This is a genomic window from Streptomyces niger (assembly GCF_000718305.1).
GTDB lineage: Bacteria > Actinomycetota > Actinomycetes > Streptomycetales > Streptomycetaceae > Streptomyces > Streptomyces niger.
In genome coordinates, this window is record NZ_JOFQ01000005.1 from 318,658 (window position 1) to 342,789 (window position 24,132).

Here is a 24,132-nt window from a genome sequence, read left to right on the forward strand (position 1 = left end):
CCCGCGGCCACCACCACGGAACCGCCCGCGCCCTCATCCTCATCCCCTACGTCCACGTCCTACGCGCCGCCCGCCGGGCCGGCCATGTCACCCCGTAGGCCGGGCGGCGGGCTGAGAATCCGGATCGGCATCGGCCGACCCGTCCACCGGCCCGCCGCCATGTCCTGAGCCGTGCACCTCGGCCAGCAACTGGCGCACGGTCCGTATGAGCTCGACCGGCTCGAACGGCTTGGCGAGGAACGCGTCCACCCCGAGCGCCTCCCCGCTGTCCACCTCCAGCTGCGTGCACGCGCTGACGATGGCGATCGGGAGCTCCCTGGTCCGCGGATCGGCGCGCAGCCTCTCGGCAGTACGCAGTCCGTCCAGTCGCGGCATCACGACATCGAGGGTCACGACATCCGGACACACGTCGTGCACGATGTCGAGGCACTCGGCACCATCAGCCGCGGTCACGACCTCGAAGCCCTCCAGCTCGAGATTGACCCTGATCAACTGCCGGATGACCTTGTTGTCGTCGACAACAAGGACCCGGCCGGACAAGCCAGGCACATATTGAGACTAAGCGCCTGCCACCTGCTGCGTCCGGGTTTTCCCCACTTCCGCCCCGTGCGAGGGACCTTTCCCCGATCACCGCGGCCACCCCTCCCCCATGCGCTAGGACCGCTCTTCGGCCTCCTTCCGCAACCCGTTCATGACCACCCCCTCCGAGCTGGTAGTGTTCTACCCGTCGCAAGCGCACAGCGCCCGACACGCCCCCGTAGCTCAGGGGATAGAGCAACGGCCTCCGGAGCCGTGTGCGCAGGTTCGAATCCTGCCGGGGGCACCCACTATGAGGTGCCCAAAGACCCCGTCACCAGCGGAAAAGCTGAGGCCGGGGTCTTCGCGTATGTGCAGGCGTGTGCCGCCTAGAGCGGCCGTATGCCGGGGTCCATGGACGAGGCGTGGACGGGATCTTGAAGCATCGTCGCAGGTGAGGTCCCGAAAGCCCCGACATGGCTGGACGGTCGGTCCGCAGCGCTCCGGTGTTCTCGAACTACCGGATGCTGGTTAGGGCGTCGAGGCACGGGAGCGCGAGGGCCGGGCCGCCAGGAGGGCAAGAGGCACGCACGCAAGTTCACCGAGGGCCACGAGCGGGAAGCCGGGGGCGAGGAAAAGGAAGCCGCGGGACGACCACCCCGGCATGGACGCAAGAAACAGCAACTCTACTATCAGAGTGGTCCCATCAGACGTGTGCCGGAATCCTGCCGGTAATCACGGGGAACACCGGGAAGCCCACGGACCCGCCTCAGACGTGGGCCTCCTTCCGCTACAGGTCAGCCCTGCAGCGAGCCCTTGACCACCTCACCTTCCAAGCTGACGCCCGAGCACGGAATGCGTTCTTCTGCAGCAAGCTGAAGAAGGGCCCCATGGCCGCTTTGTCGCCGGCCGTCCCGGCTCTACCTATCGATTCGGCCATCCGGTGGCGGTCGAGGGCCCGGACAAATTCCGGGAGCGGAACTGCGATCCTCGATCGCTGTGCAGAATGCAGCCGTCGATGTCTCCACGCTGGGCTCTCCTCAGATTTAGCATCAATCCACCGACGGCAATTCGGGGCGAGTGCTTGCTGTTGACAAAGCGATGGTGGCGGGAGTCAGGCCAGCGGAGCTGTGGTGCCGAAGACCGGCGCAGAAGACCGGCAGCCAGTTAGGCTCGACGAGCGATCACAACGCACAATACCGGCGACCGTTGCACTCCCGGAGAGGCGGCACCAACCCCATGAGCAGCGCAGGCGGGGCACCCCAGGCACCGGACCCTCGGCTTGTACGACTGGCCACGCAGTCCCGCAACTTCGGCTTCCTGCTGCCCCATCTTCCGCTGCTCGTCGCCTACGGAACCGCCGCAGAGAGTCATGTCTTCAGCGACCCGAACACCTCCCTGATCAAATCCCGCCAGTTCGCGGAAGCCATGGCGGCCGACCTGGTCAGCCGGGCCCGGCTCCGCGTGGAGGGCAGCACCCAGTTCGACCGTTTGCGGGCCCTCGACCGGGAGGGCTACCTCCACGGTGACGTGGGCACCGCCTTCCACGAGGTGCGCACTCTCGGCAACGAGGCGAGCCATACGGGACTCGACAGTGCCGACGACGCCTTCCGCGCCCTGCGCACCTGCTTCCGCCTCGGGACCTGGTACCACCGGCTGCTCACCGGCTCACGCGAGCAGTTGCCGTTCGTACCGCCCAGCCCCGACCACATCCCGGCCGCCGAGAACGAGCGCGTGCTTCAGGACGTTGCCCGGGCCCGCAGGGAGCTGGAAGAGGCCCGCCTCAGCTACCACGACCAGACATCCCAGGCCCAGGCCGAGCAGGCCGCCCGGAGCGCAGTCGAGCGTGAGCTGGCCCAAGCTCAGGCCGAGCGCGAAGAACTGACCCGTGCGGTCGCGGCCATGCAGCACCAGCTCAAGGAGTTTCAGGCCGCCGCCGAGGCCACGCAGCTCGACCGCCGGCACACCGCCACCACCGACCGCGCCGCCGCGTCGGCCGCCGTCGCCGAGCGTGCCCGCCTCCTCGACAACGCCGAGCAGGCGTCCCGCGAGCCCCTCACCGAAGTGCAGGTCCGCAAGCGACTCGACGCCATGCTCACGGCGGCGGGCTGGGACGTCCAGGACGGTGGCGCGGACCTCAACCTCCACGTCCAGGGTGACCGGCGGGGCAACGGTGTCGCCGTCCGCGAGGTCACTACCGCCCGGGGCCGCGCCGACTACGCCCTCTACGTTGACCGCAAGCTCGTCGGCGTCGTCGAGGCCAAGCGCGAGGGCGCCGACCTGTCCGCCGCGGAGGCCCAGGCCGACCGGTACGCCGACCATCTCACCGACGCCCAGCAGCGCCTCAGCGCCTGGCGCACCCCGCTCCCGTTCCGGTACGTGAGCGACGGCGGCGAGACCCGCTTCCGGTCGATCCTCGACCCGGACTCCCGTACCCGCCGCATCTTCTCCTTCCACCAGCCGCGCACCCTCGCCCGCTGGGTCCGCCAGGCCGAGGAGGACGAGCAGGCCCCCAGCTACCGGGCCCGCCTGCGCTGGCGTATGCCCGACCTCGACGAGCGCCCGCTGCGCCCGGCGCAGATCAAGGCAGTACACGGCGTGGAGAACTCGGTGGCGCTTGGCAAGGGCCAGCAGGGAATGGGCCAGTCCCGCTCTCTCGTCCAGATGGCCACCGGCGCGGGCAAGACGTTCACGGCGGTGACCTTCTCGTATCGGATGCTCAAGCACGCGCGTGCCGAGCGCGTCCTGTTCCTTGTCGACCGCAACAACCTCGGTGTGCAGGCATTCGCCGAGTTCGAGAACTTCAAGACGCCCGACACCGACCGCAAGTTCGCCGACCTCTACAACGTTCAGCGCCTCGGCGCGGAGGGCATGTACCCCTCGTCCAAGGTCGTCATCTCCACCGTCCAGCGCCTCTACATTGAACTGACCGGCGCGAGCCTGCCGGGCAGCGACGCAGACGACGCCGAGATGGACTACGACGTCGACGTGCCGGGCGGCATCCAGGTCGGCTACAACGCCGACATCCCTCCGGAAGCTTTCGACCTGATCGTCGTCGACGAGTGCCACCGCTCCATCTACGGCAAGTGGCGCTCCGTCCTCGAATACTTCGATGCCCCCATCGTCGGCCTCACCGCCACCCCCGTCGCCCAGACCTTCGGATACTTCAACGGCAACCTGGTCAGCGAGTACTCCTACCAGGAGGCAGTGGCCGACCGTGTCAACGTCGACTTCTCCGTCTATGAAATCGAGACGCGGATAACGGCCGAGGGCGGAGTCATCGCGCACGGCACCATCCCGGTCCGCGACCGCCGCACCCGCCGCCAGCGCTACGAGGACATCGACGAGGACATCGAGTATGGCGCCAACCAGGTCGGTGTCGGCGTCATCAGCAAGGACCAGCTGCGCACGGTCGTACAGACCTTCCGTGACCGCCTCTTCACGGAGATCTTCCCCGAGCGCGCCAAACACGATCCGGCCACGGGGGCGCTGCGGTGGGATGAGATATACGTGCCCAAGACGCTCATCTTCGCCAAGAACGACAACCACGCGGAGGAGATCGTCGAGGTCGTCCGTGACGTCTTCAGCAAGGGCAACGACTTCTGCGCGAAGATCACCAGCGCGGCTCGCAACGCCGCCGAGCGCCTCGCGGCCTTCCGTAACCTCCCTGAGCTGCGCATCGCGGTCACCGTCGACATGATCGCCACGGGCACGGACGTCAAGCCGCTGGAATGCCTGCTGTTCCTCAGGGACGTCAAGAGCTGGGCGTACTTCGAGCAGATGAAGGGCCGCGGCGCCCGGACCCTCTCCCTCACCGACTTCGAGAAGGTCACCCCCGGCGTCGGCCCCAAGACCCGCTTCGTGATCGTCGACGCGGTCGGCGTGACGAAGAAGCCGAAGGTCGACGCAGCACCGCTGGAACGCCACACCGAGAAGCAGATCAGCCTGGAGAAGCTGCTCCGTAAGACCGCCGCGAACACCATCGAGGAGGAAGAGGTATCCACCCTCGCGGCCCGCCTCGCCAAGCTCGACATCCAGATGACGGACGAGGAGCGCGTCGAGATCCAGCGGCTGAGCGGCGGGCTGGAACTGGAGAAGATCGTTCACGGGATGGTCGAAGCCGTCTCGACGGACCGGCAACTGGAGGTGCGGGAGGCCGCCGAGCGCGCGGGGCGCAACCCCGAGCGCGCGGTACGCGACCTCATCGAGCAGTCCGTCCGTCCCCTCGCCGCCACGCCGCCGCTGCGCGCCCGCCTGCTGGAGATGCGGCGCGCGAAGGACATCCTCTACGACGAGAACGGCACGGACGAACTGCTTCGCGCGGGGGCAGTCGCCGACGACGAGGACACGGCGGCGGAGACGGTCCGCGACTGGCGCCGGTACATCGCAGCGAACCGCGACGAGATCGCGGCGATGTCCGTCGCGTTCAGCGCCGGCTCCGAGGTGCCGCCCGGCGTCGCCATGGAGCGGCTCAAGGACGTGGCCCGCAGTATCGCCCGCCCGCCGCGCGCGTGGACTCCGGACAGACTGTGGAAGGCGTACGAGAAGGTCGGCGAGGCGGTGGTAGACGGGGCCCACCGCAAACACACGGCCTCGGACCTACTCGCCCTGCTCCGCTACGAACTCGCAGGTGGCGCCGCACAGGGGGCCCCGGCACCACGCCCTCACGAGGAGCTCGTGCGCGAGCGCTATCAGGCGTGGATCGCCCGCCAGGAACAGGCGGGCGCGCGTTTCACCGAACGGCAGCGCTGGTGGCTCGACCGCATCGCCGCGGCAACGGCCGAGCGTGTACGCTTCGACACCGCTGACCTCGATTACGCCCCTTTCACCTCGCGCAACGGTACAGACGGATTCCTCGCGGAATTCGGTGGGACGCGGGCGGAACATATCATCAACGAGCTGGATAGGGAGCTGAGCGCGTGACGACCGACTCGGGTGTGGGGCCGGGAGGTTTGGGCTCCGCGGGGGATGTCGCGGACGCGGAGGGGCTGCCGGCTGGGTGGGGTCGGGCGACCATCGGCGAGTTGTGCGATGTGAATCCCCGGGGGTTTGATGAGGAACCCGGCGACGATGAGCTCGTCTCACAGGTGCCTATGACTTCTGTCGAAGCGGAGACGGGACGCATGGATGCGTCGACTCAGGTGCGGTACGGCGATATCAAGAAAAAGTCGCTGACCAGGTTCCAGGAAGACGACGTACTCTTCGCGAAGATCACGCCCTGTATGGAGAACGGGAAGATCGCGAAAGCGTGCGGGCTGACAAGTGGCCGAGCTCTGGGAAGCACCGAGTTCCATGTGCTGCGAAGCCGGGGGGCTGTTCTCCCTGAATACCTGATGCACTTTCTACTGCAACGGCATGTTCGCCGTGCGGCGGAGTATCACATGACCGGCGCCGTAGGCCAACGCCGTGTGCCGCGCCCCTACTTGGCTGAACTGGAGATCCCGGTACCACCCCTCGCAGAACAGCATCGCATCGTCGCCAAGCTGGACGAGCAGTTGGCGTATATCGAGGCAGGTGAGAGTTCTCTAACGGATGCCGAAGCGCGGGTTGCTGATTTCGTTACATCCTTGCTCGCTGGGGTCACTAAGCCACGCTCAGAGATGTCAGGCTGGAAGATTAAGGCGATCGGGGAGATAGCTGCTGTCTCGTCTGGCGCTACCCCTCTTAAGGGGAGGTCGGACTACTACGATGGCGGAACAGTGCCGTGGGTTACCAGTTCCCTCCTTAATGCCCCCTTCGTGGATCGAGCCGAAAAGTTCATTACTGACAGAGCGGTGATGGAGACGGCTGTCAAAGAATATCCGCCGGGCACGCTCTTGCTTGCTATGTATGGTGAAGGTAAGACCAGGGGGAAGTGCTCTGAGCTTCGAATTCGTGCAACTACTAATCAGGCGTGCGCGGGAATTCAGCTTGCGGCAGCATATGAGTGTCGTAGGGACTGGGTGAAGCTCGTTCTGGAAGCTCGATACGAAGAACATCGAGCCTTGGCTTCTGGTGGTGTTCAGCCGAACTTGAGCCTCGGACTTGTCAAGAAGATTCAGGTTCCTCTCCCGCCGCTTGAGCGCCAAAAGGAGCTCCTGGAGTACGTGACTCAGCGCCGCGCTGACGCAAGCGAGATGGCCAAGGTGATTGAGTCTGTGAAAGTGCAGGCCTCTGAATTGCGCAATGCCCTCCTCCATGCCGCCTTCACCGGCGCCCTCGTCCCCCAGGATCCCGACGACGAGCCCGCCTCAGTCCTCCTCGACCGGATCAGCAGACAGCGGGCTGTCAACGTCAAGCCGACCAAGCGCAAGCGCACGTCCCGTGTGCTCTCCCCGGCGGCCCCCCAGACCTCCGGTCGACCGATTCCCTCCGGCACCCAAGAAGCACTTCCCCTGTGAGCACCGCCATGAGCAGCAGCACCGAGACGCCGCCCCCCGAAGATCCCGCCGAGGCGGTCTCTCAGGCACCCGGCAACCTGCCTGCCCCTCGCGCGGCGGAAGCGAGAACAAAGGCCGCCCCCGCAGCCTCCACCTCCACCCTCGTCAACCGCCTCTGGTCGTACTGTGAACTGCTGCGCCACTCCGGTGTCTCTACCCTCGACTACGTCGAGCAGCTCACGTATCTCCTCTTCCTCAAAATGGCCGACGAGCGCGCCAACCGGCCGACGGCCTTCCGGCGCAACGCCCCCGAGGCGCCTCTCGTCCCCGAGGGCCGGGACTGGAAGAGCCTGACCACCCGGTCCGCCGAAGCGCTGCTCGATCATTACGAGTTCATCCTCAAGGACCTCGGCCAGCGCGGCGGCACCATGCTCGGCGAGGTCTTCACCAAGGCGCAGAACAAGATCCATGAGCCGGCCGTCCTCGACCGCCTGATCAAGGACCTGATCGACCCCTACACCTGGACCACCGAGAACCAGGACCTCAAGGGCGACGCCTACGAAGGTCTCCTCCAGCGCGGCGCCGAGGACCGCAAGACTGGCGCGGGCCAGTACTTCACGCCCCGCCCGCTCATCGACGCCATGGTCGACTGCGTTCAGCCGCGACCCGGTGAGACCATCACCGACCCGGCCTGCGGCACCGGCGGCTTCCTCATCGCCGCGCACGCCCACCTCATGCAGAACTACGAGGACGAGCTGTACGGCGACAAGGGCCGCGCTCTCCAGTCCGGCGCGATCACCGGTTACGAACTCGTCCGCGAGACCGGCCGCCTGGCCCTGATGAACATGCTGCTCCACGGCATCGGAAGCTCCGAGGCCAAGCCGCTCATCACCATCCGAGACTCCCTGGCGCGCCCCCCGAAGCGGCACTACGACATCGTGCTCGCCAACCCGCCCTTCGGTGTCGGCTCGGTGACCGGCGAGTCGTACACCTCTCGCACCGACTTCTGGGCACCGACGACGAACAAGCAGCTCAACTTCGTCCAGCACATCTACAACCTGCTGAAGACCAACGGCCGAGCCGCCCTCGTCCTCCCCGACAACGTCCTCTTCGAAGGCGGCGCCGGCGAGACCATCCGCAAGAACCTCCTCAACCTCTGCGACGTCCACACTCTCCTGCGCCTGCCCACCGGCATCTTCTACGCCAACGGCGTCAAGGCCAATGTCCTATTCTTCGACAAGACCGGCCAGCGCACCGGAAGCCGACCCGGCACGCGCCAGCTCTGGGTCTACGACTTCCGTACGGACCAGCGCTTCACGCTCAAGCAGCGCCAGTTGGGCCGCCATCACCTCGACGCCTTCGTCGCCGCGTACCACTCCGGCGGCACGGACTTCAGCAAGCGCACCCCGAACGACCGTTTTCGCGCGTACGACTACGATGAGCTGATCGCCCGGGACAAGGTCAACCTCGACCTTACGGTGCTCAAGTCCGACGCCGCCGCGACCACGGATTACGCGTCACCGGATGTGATCGCCCAGGAGATCGTCAACGAACTCGAAGTGGCGCTCGCCCAGTTCACGGCCGTGGCCCGTGCCATGAAGAAGGACCTACCGCCGTCGGCTGACGACAAGTAGAGCCAGTCGGCGGCCCGGTGGTTCGCCGAGAACCACCAGTCCGCCTGTCTTCGCCTCTCTCCGCGCTCAGAGCTCGCCCGCGATCACGCCCCCCGGAACGCGGCCCACTCCGACGCGGTGAACCGCAGTGGTTCCCGCTCCGGATTTTTCGAGTCACGTACGGCCCGCGCGCCGTGCGGCAGTTCGGCGACCTCGACGCAGTCTTTCTCGCCCGCGCTCGCAGATGCCTTGCGGTGTACGGCTGGATGACCCCGATGCGGAGTCGGGGCGTGGGCTGCCGTTGGTCGATCTGCTCGCACCGGGGTGACGGGTCACGGGGACGCCGGTTGGCAAGCAAGTGCGCTGCTGGATTCCGGCTCAGTAGGAGAGCAGGGCCTGACAGGCCAAAAAAGTTACTGCTTGGGGCCCCGGATGCCGACCTTGCACTTACCCTGAAAGGGAGTTGATCGTCGGCGGCCCGATCGACCGGTTCTGATGTGTTCTCGGAGCGTTACGTCACCGGATCCGATGCTGCCGGAACAGGGGGGTGGCCCGTCGGCGCATCTACTCGGACAGAGACGTTCGAGAACGGGTGGGGCATGGCGACGGAGCGCGACGGCATCGGGGCGAGTGGGCCGGAGGGTCACTGGACGGCAGAGGGGATCTTCCGGCGCTGGCAGCGGTTCTTCGAGCAGAAGCCGAGCCTCAAAGGGCTGACGCGGCTGGAGTTCACCGAGCACATCGCCTATCTGCTTTTCCTGAAACTCGACCATGAGCGCGCCCAGCGGACGGGGATGTTCGCGAGCCCGCCGATCGCGCCGGCGGACAGCTGGCCGAGTCTCGTGCTCGCCAGCGGTGAGGATCTGCACCGTGCCCTGACCGGGCTGATGGCCGAACTCGGCAAGCCGAACCCGCAGGACCCCCGCCGGGCAATCGCGAGTGTCCTCTTCCACGACTCCCGCCCCTGGCCGGCCGACAAGATGGCGGATCTCGGACGGCTGATCGTCGAGGAGTTCGACCCGTACCGCTGGTCGGGCGTGCGCCGGGACGAGCTGGGCTCCGCCTTCTCCCTGTTGATTGCCGACTGCCGGGACGACGTCCGGGCCAAGCGGGAGACGGGTCAGTTCCTCACGCCACCCCATTTGCTCACTGTGATAGCCAGGGCGCTCGCTCTCACCCCACAGGACCGGGTGGTCGACGCGGCCGTCGGAGTCGGCACCAGCCTCATCGCCGCCCACCACGAGATGGCCGCGCGCGGGGGCCGCGTGGACGCCGCCGCCATCGCAGGTGCCGACATCGACGTACAGATGTGCCGCCTTGCAACGATGAATGTACTCCTCAACACTGGGCGTCAGTTCCACGACGTCCCGCCGATACTGCGAGCGGACTCGCTCGACACGAAGGAACGTCTCGTACGCCGGTATGAGCGGGACGTGGCCGCCACCGCAGTCATCTGCAACCCGCCGTTCAAGAGCAACGTCGAGGCGAACACCGAGCAGCGAGACGACTTCTGGGCGCAGAACGCCACGCTCCCGGCCAACTTCCTCCAGCATCTGGCCATCACTCTCCCGCAGGGGGCCAGAGCGGCCGTCTTCGTTCCCGACGGTGTGCTGTTCCACGGCGGAGCGGCGGCCGCCATCCGCAGGGCACTTCTGAGGAACTGTGACGTGCACACCCTGCTGCGACTGCCGACCGGCATGTTCCACGACACCGGTTCCAAGTCGAACGTCCTCTTCTTCACCAAGTCCGTCCTGCGCCCGAACGGTGATCCGGCCACCGACGAGCTGTGGGTTTACGACGCCCGCGACCTGCACCACACGGACACCGAGAACCCGCTCACGGAGGGCGATTTCGCTGAGTTCCTGGAGGCGTACCGGCCCGAGGGGGAGGGGTGCGCGGGGCGCGCCGAATCGGCGCGCTTCAAGCGGTACGACCGTGACGAGGTGCGCAAGATACTGGAGAGCCGCACCGCCAGCCTCGACCTGAAGACGCATCTCGCCGGCGCGCCCGACAACTTCGGCGAACCGCGCGAGATCGCCCGGTCGATTGTGGACCACCTCGGCGACGCGCAAAGGAGCTTCCAGGTGGTGCTCGACTCGCTCAGCTGACGCCTCCGTGCCGCCCTCTTTCGCTGCTCCCCGTCAGCCGAACAGGAAGACCATGAACGCGACTCTCCAGCAGCCCGCCGTCCCCGCCCCGGTCCGCCAGACCGCGCGTGCCTTCGACGAGACGTACACCAGCCTCATCAACATGAGCGACTTCGGTAATCGTCCGTCGGAGCAGACCAAGCCCGCTTTCCGCTCCCGCGCCCTGGCGGCGCACGCCGTGCGGATCATGACGGGATGGACGCCCGAGCAGGCGGCCGACTGTGTCATCGACGGTGGCCAGGACCAGGGAATCGACGCCATCGCCATCGACGAGGCGGCCGCACACATCTACCTCGTACAGGCCAAGTGGAGCGCGAACGGGACAGCCAAGGCCGATGAGACCGCGGTGCAGAAGCTCTTCGCGGGTCTGAGGCTCATCGACTCCGGAGAGGCCGGCCAGTTCAACCCTCGCGGTCAGATACTCGTCAAGCAGGCACACGAACTCATCACTGAGAAGGCCACCCGGATCACACAGGTGGTCGTCCTCATGGGTGTCGAGCCGCCCGCGCCGGGTGTACGGCAGGCCATCGAAAACGGCGAGAAGGAGTTCAACTCCCTCGGTGACTACGTCGACCACCGGTTCCTGCATGCCCCCGAGATCCACGCGCTGGTCCGCGAGGATCAGCACAGCGACCCCATCACCCTGGAAGTGACGCTGAGCCCCTGGTTCAGCGTGCCCTCGCCCTACCTCTCCTACGAGGGGATCGTGCAGGCGGAGGAGATCGCGAGCTGGGCCGAGCACGGCAACGAGCTGTTCGCCCGCAACATCCGCAACCCCCTGGGGCTGACCCCCATCAACAAGGAGCTGGTGGACACCCTCACTGAGGAGCCGTCCCACTTTTGGTACTTCAACAACGGTGTCACGGTCCTGTGCGACTCCGTGAACGCGGTGTTCAGATCGCAGCGGGTTCCCGAGCGTCACCCTGTCCGCCTCACTGCCCATGGCGCCAGCGTCGTGAACGGCGCGCAGACCGTACGTTCCGTCATCGACGCCGCCCAGCAGGCCGAGGACGCCGAACTCGCACAGGTCACCGTCCGCTTCATCGTCACCGGTGGCGACGCCGAGTTCGCCAACCGCACCACCCAGGCCACCAACCGGCAGAACCACATCACCGAACGCGACCGCATCGCCCTCGACCCCGTCCAGGCAGAGCTCATCGCCGAGTTCCGCGCCGAACTCGGCCTCGTATACAGCGTGCGCCGCAGCGAACTCGAACCGCAGGACGACGAGGGCTGCTCCGTCGTGGAAGCTGCGTGCGCGCTCGCCTGCGCCCACAGCGGCAGCCGGTTCGCGGCCCGGCTCGTCGCGTCCGGCTCCACCGACGTGCTGTGGGAACGGGGCGGCAGCGGCATCTACGACCCCCTCTTCCGCTCCGTTCCCAGCGTGTACGAGACCTGGAACGCTGTGAACGTCCTGCGGGCGGTGCGTACGGCTCTGCGTGCGGAACGCGAACAGTACGCCGGGCGCGCGGCCGCCGTCATCGACGACGGCACATTCCTCATCACCCACCTGGTGTTCCGGCAGCTCCTCACCCAGGATGCTGGCATGGGCGAACCGGACCAGTCGCTCACCTGGGCTGCCGAGGCCAAGGCGCAGGTGCCCGACCTGGTCAAGCGCGTCGTCCCGGCGCTCGTACAGGCTCTGGATGGTGTGGGAACTCGTTCGAGCCTTCAGCGGGTGTGCGCCGATTCGGGAGAGGCCGCCGACCTCGTGACCGCGGCCCTGGCAGCTCTCGAAGGCAGCGGGGTCGAAGACGCGGCAGCGCAGTACCGGCGCGAGGAGAACAAGCCCCGTAAGCGACGCAGGCCCAACGCCGTGCACGTCATCGTCGACAAAGGCGCCCTGGAGGAGGGAACACCGCTGCATCTGGCCCTGTACCTACAGCCGGAGAAGGACGCGCTGTCCGCTTGGCTCGACGCAAACCCGCGCCGCGCATTCGCGAAGTGGACCAATACCAACCGGGCACGTCCGATCATCTGGGCCGCCGACGGCAACGCCTACTCGCCCAGCGGTCTCATCGCACGGATGTGGGAGCTGGCCGAGTGGGAGGGCCGTCCCGTCTCTAACCAGGGCACCTCCCGTTGGGCTACCCAGGATGGAGAGACCCTTGCCGTCCTCGCGCGGCGGCTCCTTGACAGTATGGAGGAAGAGAAGGACGCCGAGTAGCAGCCGAGCAGGTCGGGGCTTCTCCGGCCGTAACGCGGATTCCTCGTTTGTGGTTACGTCGAGCGCCATGTAGGCGCGCTCCAGAGCTGGGGCCAGCTGACAGATAGGCCGTCGGGCCGTGCCGCATGCTCCGCTGACAGCACTGTGCTATTTGACGCCGACGCTCTGAAACCGTGAACCACCCGTGGACAGATTACGTCCGCCCGATCGCGAACGCGCCTCGGACCTGCCGCTTTGTTTGAGTGTTAAGCGCCCTCCGGAGACGTGTGCGCAGGTTCGAATCCTGCCAGGGGCACAGCAACCGGATCAGCGTAATGACACCGCTGATCAGCCCATGTGCCAAGGACGAAGGGTCGGGCCCATCTCAATGGGTCCGGCCCTTCGTCGTGTCTGGGTGTGTCGCGCACGTCAGGGCTTTGCGGACGGAGTGCGGTCCGAAATGGGCCATACGTATGGGAGGCCTCGGGGTGTGTCCGGGAAGTGCTGGGCGTAGTAGGTCGGGTCCTTGGTGAGGAGGGCCGATTGGTGGCTGCGGTGGAAGGCGGGGTCGCCGAGCCAGTTGGGGAGGTCGCCGGAGGCAGCCAGTTCCGCGTAGGTGCGTGGTGGATGCGAGTCGGCGGACGACGTTGCGGCGTAGTCCTGGGTGAGGGTGACGGCGCAGGTGTCCTGGCGGCCGGTGGCGGTCCAGACGCGGCAGATTTCCAGGCCGTAGCGGACGAGGGCTTCTTCGTAGCCCGTCCACATGCGGACCGCCGGGTGGTGGCGCCAGCCGTAGCCGGGGACGGTGAGGCCACGCAGGACCTGGAGCGCTTCGACGCGCTGTTTGCCGAGGCGGCGGGCGTCCAGGACCGCGGCGGAGGCGGAGAAGTCCGGGTACGGGAGGAATGTCTGCACGGGGACATGCGTAACCGCTCTCCCGGGCGCGTAACCGTGCCATGCGGGAGGCGGCCCGCCGCCGGGTGCTGCGGGGCGGCGGAGTGGCGCGTGAGCGGTCACACGAGGGGTCCCGGAACTCCGGCCCCGCCCTCCTTCACGCCGTTCACGAACGCATTCCACGCGGCGGCGGAGAACGTGAGCACCGGTCCGGCGGGGTTCTTGCTGTCGCGCACGGGGACGAGGCCGACGTGTATGTAACGGCTGCCGACTTCCACGCAGTCGCCGCCGCCGCCGTCGCTGTACGAGCTCTTGCGCCACACGGCGGAAGCGTGCTCAGGTCGCGAGCTTGGCATGGTCGAATTCCTCCATCGCCTGCTGGAGCAGGGCCCTTGACGTGTCCGGTGGCAGCGCCCGGGCGTGCACAAGATCGTAACGATACGAGTGTCTGGCCACCATGGCCCTGTCTTCCACCAACTCCCCGGAATGTCCAGCCTCCAGGTATGCCACGTCCGATGCGTGCTCGAACGACAGCAGAGTGAGCGAGCCCCCCATAGCCGAGTGTCCGCCGGCGGCGAAGGGAAGCACCTGCACCTCGATACGAGGCAGTCCCGCCGCCTCGACGACACGGGCCAGCTGGTCGCGCATGACCGCATGCCCGCCCACCGGGCGGCGGATCACTGCCTCGTCGAGTACGACCCACAGCAGCGGGGGTTCCGCCCGCTGCAGGAGGGCCTGGCGGCTCACCCGGGTTGCCACCTTCTCCTCGATCTCCTCCGCTGTGCACCAGGGCTGACCGAGCCGCAGCACTTCGCGCGCGTACGCCTCCGTCTGGAGGAGACCGGGCACGCTGTGCGCCATGTACTTGTGCATGGCGGTCGCCCTGGCCTCGTGCTCCATGAATCTGCGCGCCCAATCCGGATACGGCGTGCGTTTGATGTGCTCCCACAGGTCCGTCAGGTCGCCGCCCGCGTCGAGGAGCGTGTCCAGTCTTCGTGAGACGTCCTGCGGCGGGGTCTCATTGCCCAGTTCGAACTGGGCAATGCGGCTGTGTGCGAGCGGAATCCGGTCGCCCAGCTCGCGCTGGGTCAGTCCCGCGCGGACGCGGAGCTTGCGCAGCTTCGAGCCGTACAGCGCCGCGAGTGACGTGGATGGGTCGAGTTCCTTCGGTGCGGGCACGGTCACCCCCGTATCGTGTCGGCGGTCCAGCACTCGTTACTCTCCGCGAGAGTAGCGGTACGCACCCACATCACAGGGGCGGTTCACGCGTCCGTGCGGATCACCACCACCAGCGTGCGGGGGCCGTGTACGCCCTCGACCCGCTCCAGTTCGATGTCGGAGGTGGCGGAGGGGCCGCTGATGAGAGTGGTGGGGCGGGTGGGGGCGAGGCGGGCCACGGTCTCGGGGACGCCGGCCTCCACCGTCGACCGGTCGACTACGCAAACGTGCAGGTCGGGGACGAGGGTGAGGGCGCGGCGGCCCTGGTCGGGCGAGGCGTCGAGGAAGATGGTGCCGGTCTCGGCGCAGGTGACGGCGGAGGCGGTCACCACCCCGTCCAGCGCGTCCAGTTCGGGCGCGGGAACGTCGGCGGAGTCGCGCCGGACCTCGCCGTCGTACGCCGTGAGCCAGGACGGGTCGAGGCTGGGCGGTACGCCGATGCGGCGGGCGCCGTGGTCGCGCAGTACGGCGGCGAGCACTTGGGCGGTGTCCGCGGCCGGGCAGGCATGCACCTCGGCCTTGTAGTCGACCAGGCGGTCGGTCAGCAGTTCCAGGAGTTCGTCGGTGGGGAGGGTACGGCCGGTGCGGTAGGCGCGCGGGATCGTCACCTCCTCGGCGGGTGCCAGAGCCTGGGCGTCGCGGATGCGGGCCAGGATCGCCTCGCGGGCGGTGGTGGGTGCGGTCACTGTTCCTCCTCGTCGTGGACGTCGCCGTCGGCCCGGGAGCCCGCCGCATCCTCGGCATGAGCCCCTGCCGACCGTCCCCGCGCCCCTTCCTCCGCCGTCGTCGTCCGGAGGGCCTCCCGGCCCTCCTTCGCCGCCGCGCGCATCGTCTTCGCGCCCTCCTCCGAGGCCAGCCATGCCCGGAAGGTCTGCTTCGGTGGGGCCGGGGTGTCGCGGGTGTCGCTCCAACCGTTGAAGGGGGGCGGGAGGTGGGAGATGCGGCCGTCGCGGCCCGCCAGGGCACGGCCCAGTCCCGACGCCTTCTGCGCCGCCCGGTACACCCCCGGCCTGCCCATCACGGCGGCCGCGGCCTTCATGGCCAGTTGCTCGGCCGTCGTACCGGCGGCCTCGGTGTGCTGGTGGCGGAGTTCGACGAGGAGGGACGGGATGTCGATCTTCACGGGGCAGGCGTCGTAGCAGGCGCCGCAGAGCGTGGAGGCGTATGGGAGCGAGCTGTTGGGGTCGTCGGAGGAAACGTCCATCCCGGCGAGTTGCGGGGTGAGGACGGCGCCGATGGGGCCGGGGTAGGTCGAGCCGTACGCGTGGCCGCCGGCCCGCTCGTACACCGGGCAGACGTTCAGGCAGGCCGAGCAGCGGATGCAGTTGAGGGCCTGGCGGCCGATCTTGTCGGCGAGGGCCGCCGTGCGTCCGTTGTCGAGGAGGACGAGGTGGAAGTTCTGGGGACCGTCGCCCGGCGTCACGCCCGTCCACATCGAGGTGTACGGGTTCATGCGCTCGCCCGTGGAGCTGCGCGGCAGGAGTTGGAGGAAGACCTCCAGGTCCGCGAAGCGGGGGAGGATCTTTTCGATGCCCATGACGGTGATCAGGGTGTCGGGGAGGGTGAGGCACATGCGGCCGTTGCCCTCGGACTCGACGACCGAGAGGGTGCCGGTCTCGGCGATGCCGAAGTTGGCGCCGGAGACGGCGACGGGGGTGGTCAGGAACTTCTCGCGCAGGTAGGCGCGGGCTGCGGCGGCGAGGTGGGCCGGTACGGAGTCCAGGTCCGGGTCGACGCCGGGGATGCGGTCGCGGAAGATCTCGCGGATCTCGTCGCGGTTGCGGTGGATGGCCGGGACGAGAATGTGGGACGGCTTGTCGTCGGCGAGCTGGACGATCAGCTCGGCGAGGTCGGTCTCGTGGGCCTTGATGCCTTGCTCGGCGAGGTGTTCGTTGAGGCCGATCTCCTGGGTGGCCATCGACTTGACCTTGATGACCTCGTCGGAGCCGGTCTGCTGGACGAGGCGGGTGACGATGTCGTTCGCCTCGGCGCCGTCGCGGGCCCAGTGGACCGTGCCGCCGGCCTCGGTGACCTTCGCCTCCAGCTGCTCCAGCAGCTCGGGGAGGCGGTTCATGGTGTCGGTCTTGATCGCGGAGCCGGCGTCGCGCAGCGCTTCCCAGTCGGGGAGTTCGCCGGTGACGGCGAGCCGTTTGGCGCGGATGGTGTGGGTGGCCTTGCCGAGGTTGCGGCGCAGCTGGTCGTTGCGGAGCTCGTCGTGGGCGGCCCGCGGGAACTTCCGGTCGCCGCGCAGGTTGCCGGTGCCGTACGGGGAACGGGGCGGGACGGTGGGCATGCCGAGGTAGGTCGTACGGGCGGGCGCGTCGGCCTGCGAGGTACGGGGGCTCATCGGGTGGCCGCCTCCAGCTGGTCGGTGTCGTCCGGCAGGACGTACGGGTGCGTACGGGTGGACGCGAGGATCTGGGCGAGGTGGAGGGTGCGGGTGCCGGCCTCGATGCGGGAGAGGCCGCCCCCGATGTGCATCAGGCAGGACGAGTCGCCGGCCGTGCAGACGTCGGCTCCCGTGCCCGTGACGTGGCGCATCTTGTCGGCGAGCATCGCGGCGGAGGTCTCGGCGTTCTTGACCGCGAAGGTGCCGCCGAAGCCGCAGCAGGCGTCGGCCTCCGGCAGCTCGACGAGGTCGATGGCCTCGACGGCGCGCAGCAGCCGCAGCGGCTTCTCGCCGACCCGCAGCATCCGGAGGGAGTGGCAGGTGGGGTGGTAGGTCACCCGGTGCGGGAAGTACGCGCCGACGTCGGTCGTGCCCGCCACGTCGACGAGGAACTCCGACAGCTCGTACGTCTTGGTCCGCACCGCAGCGACGCCGGCGCGCAGGGCCGCGTCGCCGTACCGCTCGGCGACGATCCCGTGCTGGTGCCGCACGGAGCCCGCGCAGGAACCGGACGGCATGACGACCGCCTCGATGGACGGGTCGCCGAACTGCTCGGCGAAGCCGCGCACCAGCGGGACGGGCTCGCGCTGGTAGCCGGTGTTGACGTGCATCTGGCCGCAGCAGGTCTGGCCCGGCGGGAAGACCACGTCGTGGCCGAGCCGGGCGAGCAGGACGGCGGTGGCTTTCACCGCGTCGGGGAAGAGCGTGTCTCCCAGACAGGTGGCGAAGAGTCCGACGCGCATGGGACCTCCGATCGAGGTGACCGTGGGTCGCCGTCGGCTGCCCTCGGGCCGGCCTTCGTACGACCTCTGTATGGTCGGACCATACTAGCGAGGGCTCGGTGCGGGCCATCGCCCCCGGGGGGCGGCGCCGCGCTCAGCCCTCCGGTCGGTCCTCCACCAGCGTGCCGTGGAAGCCCCGGATGTGCCGTTCGGCCAGGTCGGCGGCGCCGGCACCGTCGCCGGCGCGTACCAGGCGGAGCAGTTCGGTGTGCTCGGCGTTGAGCGCGGCCGCGGTGGCCGGCCAGTCCTCGGCGGCCTCCAGGGCGCGCAGGATCAGCGGCCGTACGGACTCGCGGACGGCCGCGGTGAGGGTGGAGGTGAGCGCGTTGCCGGAGCTCCGGGCGATCTGGACGTGGAACCGGGTGTCCAGGTCGTTGAACTCCGGCACGCTCACCTCCGGCGCGGCCATCCGCGCGACGAGCGCCGCCGCCTCGTCCAGGTCCGCTGCGGCGGCGTGCTCCGCCGCGGCGTGGAAGCTGGAGCGTTCCAGGGTGACGCGGGCCTCCAGGACGTCCTCCAGGCAGTAGCTGCCGAGGGCGAAGTGGAGGCGGAGCAGCCGGCCGAGCGCGTCGTCGGGGTTGCGGACGATCCGGGCGCCCGCGTCGGGACCGCGGCCGGCCTGGGCCACCAGGACGCCGATGGTCTCCAGTACGCGGAGCGCCTCGCGGAGAGCGGAGCGGCTGACGCCCAGCACCGGGGCCAGCTCGCGCTCGGGCGGCAGCCGGTCGCCGGCCTTCAGCTCGCCGGCGAGCACCCGCTCCTCGATGCTTTCGAGAACGAGCTCATGCGTACGGGACTGCCGTACGGGTCGCCATTCGACAGCCATCCGTCACTCCCTGGTCGGCCGGTACCGCATCTTCTGGTCGGTCGGCACCGCGTCCTCTGACGATCGGTCGGCGCAGCACTGCTCGGCCGGCGCGGCATCCTCCGGTCGACCGGCACCGCGGCTCTGGCCGACCGGCGCCGCATCCCGATCAACACGGCATCCCGATCGACACGGCATCCCGACCGGCGCGCCGCGTCCCGATCAACACGGCGTCCCGACCGGCGCGCTGCCTCCCGATCGACACGGCATCCCGATCAGCACAGCATCCCGATCGGCCGGTGCCGCACCGAAAAACTATGTCACACGGCAGGTCACGCCGTAATTGCGGTCGGACCGGACGCTTCCCGCCGCGTCCGGACGCTTTCCCGCCGCGTCCGGCCGCTTCCCCCTTCCCCCTCTCCCCGTTCTCCCTCTCCCCCGCTCCCCCCCGATCCCCCCGTTCCCCTCTTCCCGTTCCCGCGATTGCTTTCCTGCCGGCCGCCGGCGCCGATGCCCCCGCCGGCGTCCCGCGCCCTCAGCCGTGCAGGCGTACCGGCAGCGATTCCACTCCGTAGACGATCGACAGCTTGCGGAATGCCAGTTCCTGTTCCGGCACGGCGAGCCGCATGTTCGGGAATCTGCGGACCAGGGCCGGATACGCGGCGCGGAGTTCCATCCGGGCCAGCTCGGCGCCGACGCAGCGGTGGATTCCGTAACCGAATGCGAGGTGCGAGGGGACCTTGCGGGTCGGGTCGAACTGCTCCATGTCCGGGCCGAGCTTTCCGTCCCGGTCGGCGCCGCTGAGCGAGCACAGGACGACGTCGCCCTCGGCGATGCGGATGCCGCCGATCTCCACCTCCTCCCGGGCGAACCGGGGAAAGGCGACCTGTACGACGGTGAGGTAACGCAGCAATTCTTCGACGTAGCGGTCGGCGGCGTCGTCGCCGTCCTTCAGCGCCGCGAAGTGGTCCGGGTCACGGAGCAGGACGAGGGCGCCGAGCGCGAGCATGCTCGCGGTGGTCTCGAAGCCGCCGGTGAGCACACCGTCGGCGAGTCCGGCCAGCTCATCGTCGGTGACGGTGTCGCCGTGATCGCGCACGATCTGGCCGAGCAGGCCGTCACCGGGGTTCTTGCGCTCCTTTTTGACGATTTCCTGGAAATAGGCGAGCGATTCCGATATGGCACCGAAGGAGGCGCTCGCGCCGCCGAAGAGGTCGAAGCGGGCCGCGCTCAGCCGCTCGAAGTCGGCGCGGTCCTCGTAGGGAACTCCCAGCAGCTCGCAGATGACGAGGGAGGGAATGGGCAGGGCAAAGGTGTGGACGATGTCGACGGGCTCGCCCGAGCGCCCGAGGCGCTCCATTTCCGTCAGCCGGTCCTCGACGATCTCGTGGATGCGCGGCGTGAGCCGGCCGAGCCGGCGCATGGTGAATTCGGGGGTCAGCAGGCGGCGCAGCCGGGTGTGGTCCGGCGGGTCGGCGAATCCCAGGCCTCCGGGGTTCTTGCCGGCGTCGGCGCCGGCATTGCCGACGAGGTTGGTGTAATCGCTGCTGAAGGCCTTCGCCTTGCCCAGCACCTCCTTCACCTCGTCATAGCCGGTGACCAGCCACACATTGGAGGCGAGCGGCACGGGCAGCACACTCACCGGCGACTTCTGCCGCACTTCCGACAAGTCGGCCACCGGGTCAAGGCCGTGGCGACGCAGCGGCATGAGGGTGGACTCGGGCAAGAAGGGCATTCGGGACAGATCGAAGCCCTTTTTCTGAGTCCGCGCGAGATATCTGCGGGCCAGCCAAGCGGTGACGCCCGAGCGGATTTTGGTCATGCCCGCAATACTGCCTGGCCGATACCCGTGCTGACCAAGCGACCTGGCAGCGAAGTGATAACAAGATGAACGTCTGTTACGCCCGGTGCGCCCCGTCGACCACCCTTTGCACCCGTCTGCCCCCAGCAGCCACCTCCCCGTAGCAGCCCTCCGCCCCCGCACCCGTACATCGGCACCCCGTGTACCGGCCCCCGTACACCGACACCGGCGGCGCCAGGGCCTGATCATGATCGTCCTCGGTGGCTTGTGCCCGGCCTCTTGCTAGTTTGCCTGACATGACCGCGACCACGGCCGCGACGGCGGACGCCCCTCCCCCAGGTATCCGGCTGCCCAGGCGCCGCGGCGTCGAACTGCTGCTGCTCGCCGGCGCCGTCCTGATCAGCGTCTACGGCTACGTCGAGGTCGGCCTCGCCCGGCACGGCACCGTACCGGCCGGCGCCGCGAGCTACGGCGCGGGACTGGCCGTGCTGGCGCTCCTCGGCCATCTCGCCGTACGGTTCCGGGCGCCTTACGCCGATCCGCTGCTGCTGCCGATCGCGGTCCTGCTCAACGGCCTCGGCCTCGTCCTGATCTTCCGGCTCGACCAGGAGACGCCGCACGACGAGGCGGCGCCCACCCAGCTGATCTGGTCCGCGCTCGGCGTGGCGCTGTTCATCGGCGTGCTGGCGCTGCTGCGCGACTACCGGGTGCTGCAGCGGTACGCCTACCTCAGCGTCGCCGTCGCGCTCGTCCTGATGGTCGTACCGATCCTCTTTCCCGCGGTCAACGGCGCGAAGATCTGGATCCGGTTCGCCGGGTTCTCGATCCAGCCCGGCGAGTTCGCGAAGATCCTGCTCAGCATCTTCTTCGCGGCCTACCTCGCGGCGAACCGGCACGCGCTGGCGTACACCGGCCGCCGGCTGTGGCGGATGCAGCTGCCGACCGGCCGGGTGCTCGGCCCCATCGTCGCGATCTGGCTGGTCAGCGTGGCGGTCCTGGTACTCGAACGGGACCTGGGCACCTCCCTCCTCTTCTTCGGCGTCTTCGTCGTCCTGCTGTACGCGGCGACCGGGCGCACCGGCTGGATCGCCGTCGGACTGCTGCTCGCCGCGGTCGGCGCGGCGGCCGTCGGCAGCGTCGAACCGCACGTGCACAGCCGCGTCGCGGACTGGCTGCACCCCTTCGCGAGCATCGAGCGGGGCGAGGGCGCCAGCCAACTCGCCCTGTCGCTCTTCGCCTTCGGCGCGGGCGGCATGCTCGGCACCGGCCTCGGCCAGGGCCACTCCGCCCTCATCGGCTTCGCCATGAAGTCGGACTTCATCCTGGCCACGGCGGGCGAGGAGCTGGGTTACACCGGGCTGACCGCGCTCTTCCTCCTCTACACGCTGCTGGTCGCCCGCGGTTACCGCGCGGGCCTGGCGCTCCGCGAGCCCTTCGGCCGGCTGCTCGCGGTCGGCCTGTCCTCGCTCCTCGCCATCCAGGTGTTCGTGATCGCGGGCGGGGTGATGGGGCTGATCCCGCTCACCGGGATGGCGATGCCGTTCCTGGCCCAGGGCGGCTCCTCCGTCGTCACCAACTGGATGATGATCGCGCTGCTGGTCCGCATCAGCGACCGTGCGCGCCGCCCCCGCCCGGCCCGCGCGGACACGGGAGTGATCGCACGGGTGGTGATTCCGGAGGAGGGGGCCGACGGGAACGATGAGACCTACGGGAACGGTAGGACCGACGGGAACGGTAGGACCGACGGGAACGGTGGGACCGACGGGAACGGTGCGGACGGCACCGGACCCGAGGGGGACGACGACGGGGACGGCCGGTACGACGACGGGGACGGCCGGTACGACCGGTACGACGGCGGGGACGGCCGGTACGACGGCGGAGGGCGCCATGGGCCGGGCGCGCAGGCCGCCGGACCGCGCTACGGACAGCGCGACGGGCGGCCGGGCGGCCGGCGCCGGGCCGGGAACCGCCGAGCCGCGAACCGCCGCCGGAACGGAGGCACCAGGTGATCCGCCACATCCGCCGCACCTCGGTGTTCTGCCTGCTCCTCCTGGTCCTGCTGCTCCTGAACGCCGCCCGCGTGCAGCTCCTCAACTCCGACGAGTACGCCCACAACCCCGCCAACCACCGGGCCGCCCTCCAGCGGTACGACCAGCCGCGGGGCTCCATCGTGGTCGGCGACGCGCCCGTGGCCGGTTCCCGGGACAGCGGCGGCTCGCTGCAGTACGCCCGTACGTACACCCAGGGGCCGCTGTACGCGCCGGTCACCGGGTACGCCTCGCAGATCTACGGCACCTCGCTCCTGGAGAACGCCGAGGACGCCATCCTCTCCGGCACCGACGCCCGGCTCGCGCCCGTCCCGCTGTGGACCGCGCTCACCCGCGAACAGCAGCCCGCCGGGGACGTGGTCACCACCATCGCCCCATCGGTGCAGCGGGCCGCGTACGAGGGGCTGGGCGGCAAGAAGGGCGCCGTGGCCGCCGTGGAACCGGCGACCGGAAAGATCCTTGCGCTGGTCAGCACGCCCTCGTACGACCCGGGCGAGCTGTCCGGCAGCAGCACCGCCAGTAGCAACGCCTGGGCCCGGCTGAACGCTGCCGCCGACCGGCCGATGCTGAACCGGGCGCTGCGCCAGACGTACCCGCCCGGCTCGACGTTCAAGGTCGTCACCGCGGCCGCGGCGCTGGACCACGGCGTGGTGGAGGACCCGGATGCCGCCACGGACACCCCGAGCCCGTTCACGCTGCCCGGCACTTCCACCCGGCTCACCAACGAGGCGGGCGGCTGCAAGGACGCTTCGCTCCGGCGCCTTCGAGGTCTCCTGCAACACCGTCTTCGCGCGCCTGGGCGTGGACGTCGGGCTGGACGGCATGGCGGACACGGCCGAGAAGTTCGGCTTCAACGACGACTCGCTGATGATCCCGTCCCGCGTCGCCGAGAGCACCTTCGACACCGACATGAACGACGCGCAGCTCGCGCTCTCCTCCATCGGCCAGTACAACACCGCCGCCACCCCGCTGCAGATGGCGATGGTCGCCGCCGCGGTCGCCAACGACGGCGATCTGCGGCGCCCGTACCTGGTGGACCGGCTGACCGACGCGCGGGGACACACCCTCACGCACACCCGGCCGCGCCGACTGCACCGCGCGATGAGCGAGGACACCGCGCACCAGCTGCGCGCCCTGATGACCGACGTGGTGACCAAGGGCACCGGCACCAAGGCGGCCATCCCCGGCGCGACCGTCGGCGGCAAGACCGGCACGGCCCAGCACGGCGTCGGCAACTCGGGCACGCCCTACGCCTGGTTCGTCTCCTGGGCCCAGGCGGACGGCGCGGAGGAACCCGCCGTCGCGGTGGCCGTCGTGGTCGAGGACGCCGCGGCCCGCCGCGCCGACATCAGCGGCGGCGGCAGCGCGGCGCCCCTCGCCCGCCAGGTCATGCGCGCGGCACTCGACCGGTGAG

Annotated in this window: 15 protein-coding genes, 1 tRNA gene and 2 pseudogenes; 8 read left to right on the forward strand and 10 right to left on the reverse strand. The window is 68.9% G+C overall.

The window, feature by feature from the left end; translation table 11 throughout:
- Positions 1–87 precede the first annotated feature (87 nt).
- Positions 88–549 carry a response regulator gene (locus IF20_RS12350; RefSeq protein ID WP_052865144.1) on the reverse strand — a complete coding sequence of 154 codons (462 nt, stop codon included), beginning with the start codon at positions 547–549 and terminating at the stop codon, positions 88–90.
- Positions 550–751: 202 nt separating this feature from the next.
- On the opposite strand from IF20_RS12350, the gene IF20_RS12355 reads away from it, so the two are divergent.
- From IF20_RS12355 to IF20_RS12370, 4 genes are all read left to right on the forward strand, one after another.
- Positions 752–823: transfer RNA gene (locus IF20_RS12355), tRNA-Arg, on the forward strand.
- 932 nt (positions 824–1,755) lie between these two features.
- A complete protein-coding gene (locus IF20_RS12360; RefSeq protein WP_199896565.1) occupies positions 1,756–5,439 on the forward strand; it encodes a DEAD/DEAH box helicase family protein in 3,684 nt (1,227 codons plus the stop codon).
- Positions 5,436–6,896, forward strand: coding sequence for a restriction endonuclease subunit S (locus IF20_RS37600; protein WP_110944086.1), 1,461 nt, complete (start codon positions 5,436–5,438; stop codon positions 6,894–6,896). Before IF20_RS12360 ends, IF20_RS37600 begins: the two co-directional genes overlap by 4 nt.
- Before the next feature lie 8 nt (positions 6,897–6,904).
- On the forward strand, positions 6,905–8,509 hold the full coding sequence (locus tag IF20_RS12370) for a class I SAM-dependent DNA methyltransferase (protein WP_110944104.1): 1,605 nt from the start codon (positions 6,905–6,907) through the stop codon (positions 8,507–8,509).
- 83 nt (positions 8,510–8,592) lie between these two features.
- Here IF20_RS12370 and IF20_RS37605 read toward each other — a convergent pair whose 3' ends face one another.
- Positions 8,593–8,808 carry a DUF397 domain-containing protein gene (locus IF20_RS37605; RefSeq protein WP_324605565.1) on the reverse strand — a complete coding sequence of 72 codons (216 nt, stop codon included), beginning with the start codon at positions 8,806–8,808 and terminating at the stop codon, positions 8,593–8,595.
- 279 nt (positions 8,809–9,087) lie between these two features.
- Here IF20_RS37605 and IF20_RS12375 point away from each other — a divergent pair, with 279 nt between their 5' ends.
- Both IF20_RS12375 and IF20_RS12380 read left to right on the forward strand, forming a co-directional pair.
- Positions 9,088–10,596: an N-6 DNA methylase gene (locus IF20_RS12375; protein WP_052865146.1), complete on the forward strand. Its 1,509-nt coding sequence runs from the start codon at positions 9,088–9,090 to the stop codon at positions 10,594–10,596.
- A 52-nt stretch (positions 10,597–10,648) separates the two neighbouring features.
- Entirely contained in the window at positions 10,649–12,802 is a 2,154-nt protein-coding gene (locus IF20_RS12380; RefSeq protein ID WP_052865147.1) for an AIPR family protein, read from the forward strand.
- A gap of 408 nt (positions 12,803–13,210) precedes the next feature.
- Here the strand turns inward: IF20_RS12380 and IF20_RS12385 are convergent, their stop codons facing one another.
- From IF20_RS12385 to IF20_RS12420, 8 genes are all read right to left on the reverse strand, one after another.
- Positions 13,211–13,696 carry an MSMEG_6728 family protein gene (locus IF20_RS12385; protein ID WP_052865148.1) on the reverse strand — a complete coding sequence of 162 codons (486 nt, stop codon included), beginning with the start codon at positions 13,694–13,696 and terminating at the stop codon, positions 13,211–13,213.
- A 98-nt stretch (positions 13,697–13,794) separates the two neighbouring features.
- A complete protein-coding gene (locus IF20_RS12390) occupies positions 13,795–14,031 on the reverse strand; it encodes a DUF397 domain-containing protein (protein ID WP_052865149.1) in 237 nt (78 codons plus the stop codon).
- Entirely contained in the window at positions 14,012–14,860 is an 849-nt protein-coding gene (locus IF20_RS12395; protein WP_234426617.1) for a helix-turn-helix domain-containing protein, read from the reverse strand. Before IF20_RS12395 ends, IF20_RS12390 begins: the two co-directional genes overlap by 20 nt.
- 77 nt (positions 14,861–14,937) lie before the next feature.
- Positions 14,938–15,579 carry a LutC/YkgG family protein gene (locus IF20_RS12400; RefSeq protein WP_052865150.1) on the reverse strand — a complete coding sequence of 214 codons (642 nt, stop codon included), beginning with the start codon at positions 15,577–15,579 and terminating at the stop codon, positions 14,938–14,940.
- Entirely contained in the window at positions 15,576–17,240 is a 1,665-nt protein-coding gene (locus tag IF20_RS12405) for a LutB/LldF family L-lactate oxidation iron-sulfur protein (protein WP_110944087.1), read from the reverse strand. Before IF20_RS12405 ends, IF20_RS12400 begins: the two co-directional genes overlap by 4 nt.
- Positions 17,237–18,025, reverse strand: coding sequence for a (Fe-S)-binding protein (locus IF20_RS12410; RefSeq protein ID WP_052865151.1), 789 nt, complete (start codon positions 18,023–18,025; stop codon positions 17,237–17,239). The genes IF20_RS12405 and IF20_RS12410 overlap by 4 nt, the downstream gene beginning before the upstream one ends.
- Before the next feature lie 133 nt (positions 18,026–18,158).
- Positions 18,159–18,890 carry a FadR/GntR family transcriptional regulator gene (locus tag IF20_RS12415; protein ID WP_052865152.1) on the reverse strand — a complete coding sequence of 244 codons (732 nt, stop codon included), beginning with the start codon at positions 18,888–18,890 and terminating at the stop codon, positions 18,159–18,161.
- Positions 18,891–19,404: 514 nt separating this feature from the next.
- Positions 19,405–20,691 (reverse strand): cytochrome P450, encoded by a 1,287-nt coding sequence (locus IF20_RS12420; protein WP_052865153.1) that lies wholly within the window; start codon positions 20,689–20,691, stop codon positions 19,405–19,407.
- 275 nt (positions 20,692–20,966) lie between these two features.
- Between IF20_RS12420 and IF20_RS12425 the strand changes: the two are divergent.
- Positions 20,967–22,340: pseudogene (locus tag IF20_RS12425) on the forward strand (FtsW/RodA/SpoVE family cell cycle protein); the annotation flags it as partial.
- Positions 22,341–22,675: 335 nt separating this feature from the next.
- A pseudogene (locus IF20_RS12430) lies at positions 22,676–24,131 on the forward strand (penicillin-binding transpeptidase domain-containing protein).
- The last annotated feature ends 1 nt before the right edge of the window (position 24,132 follow it).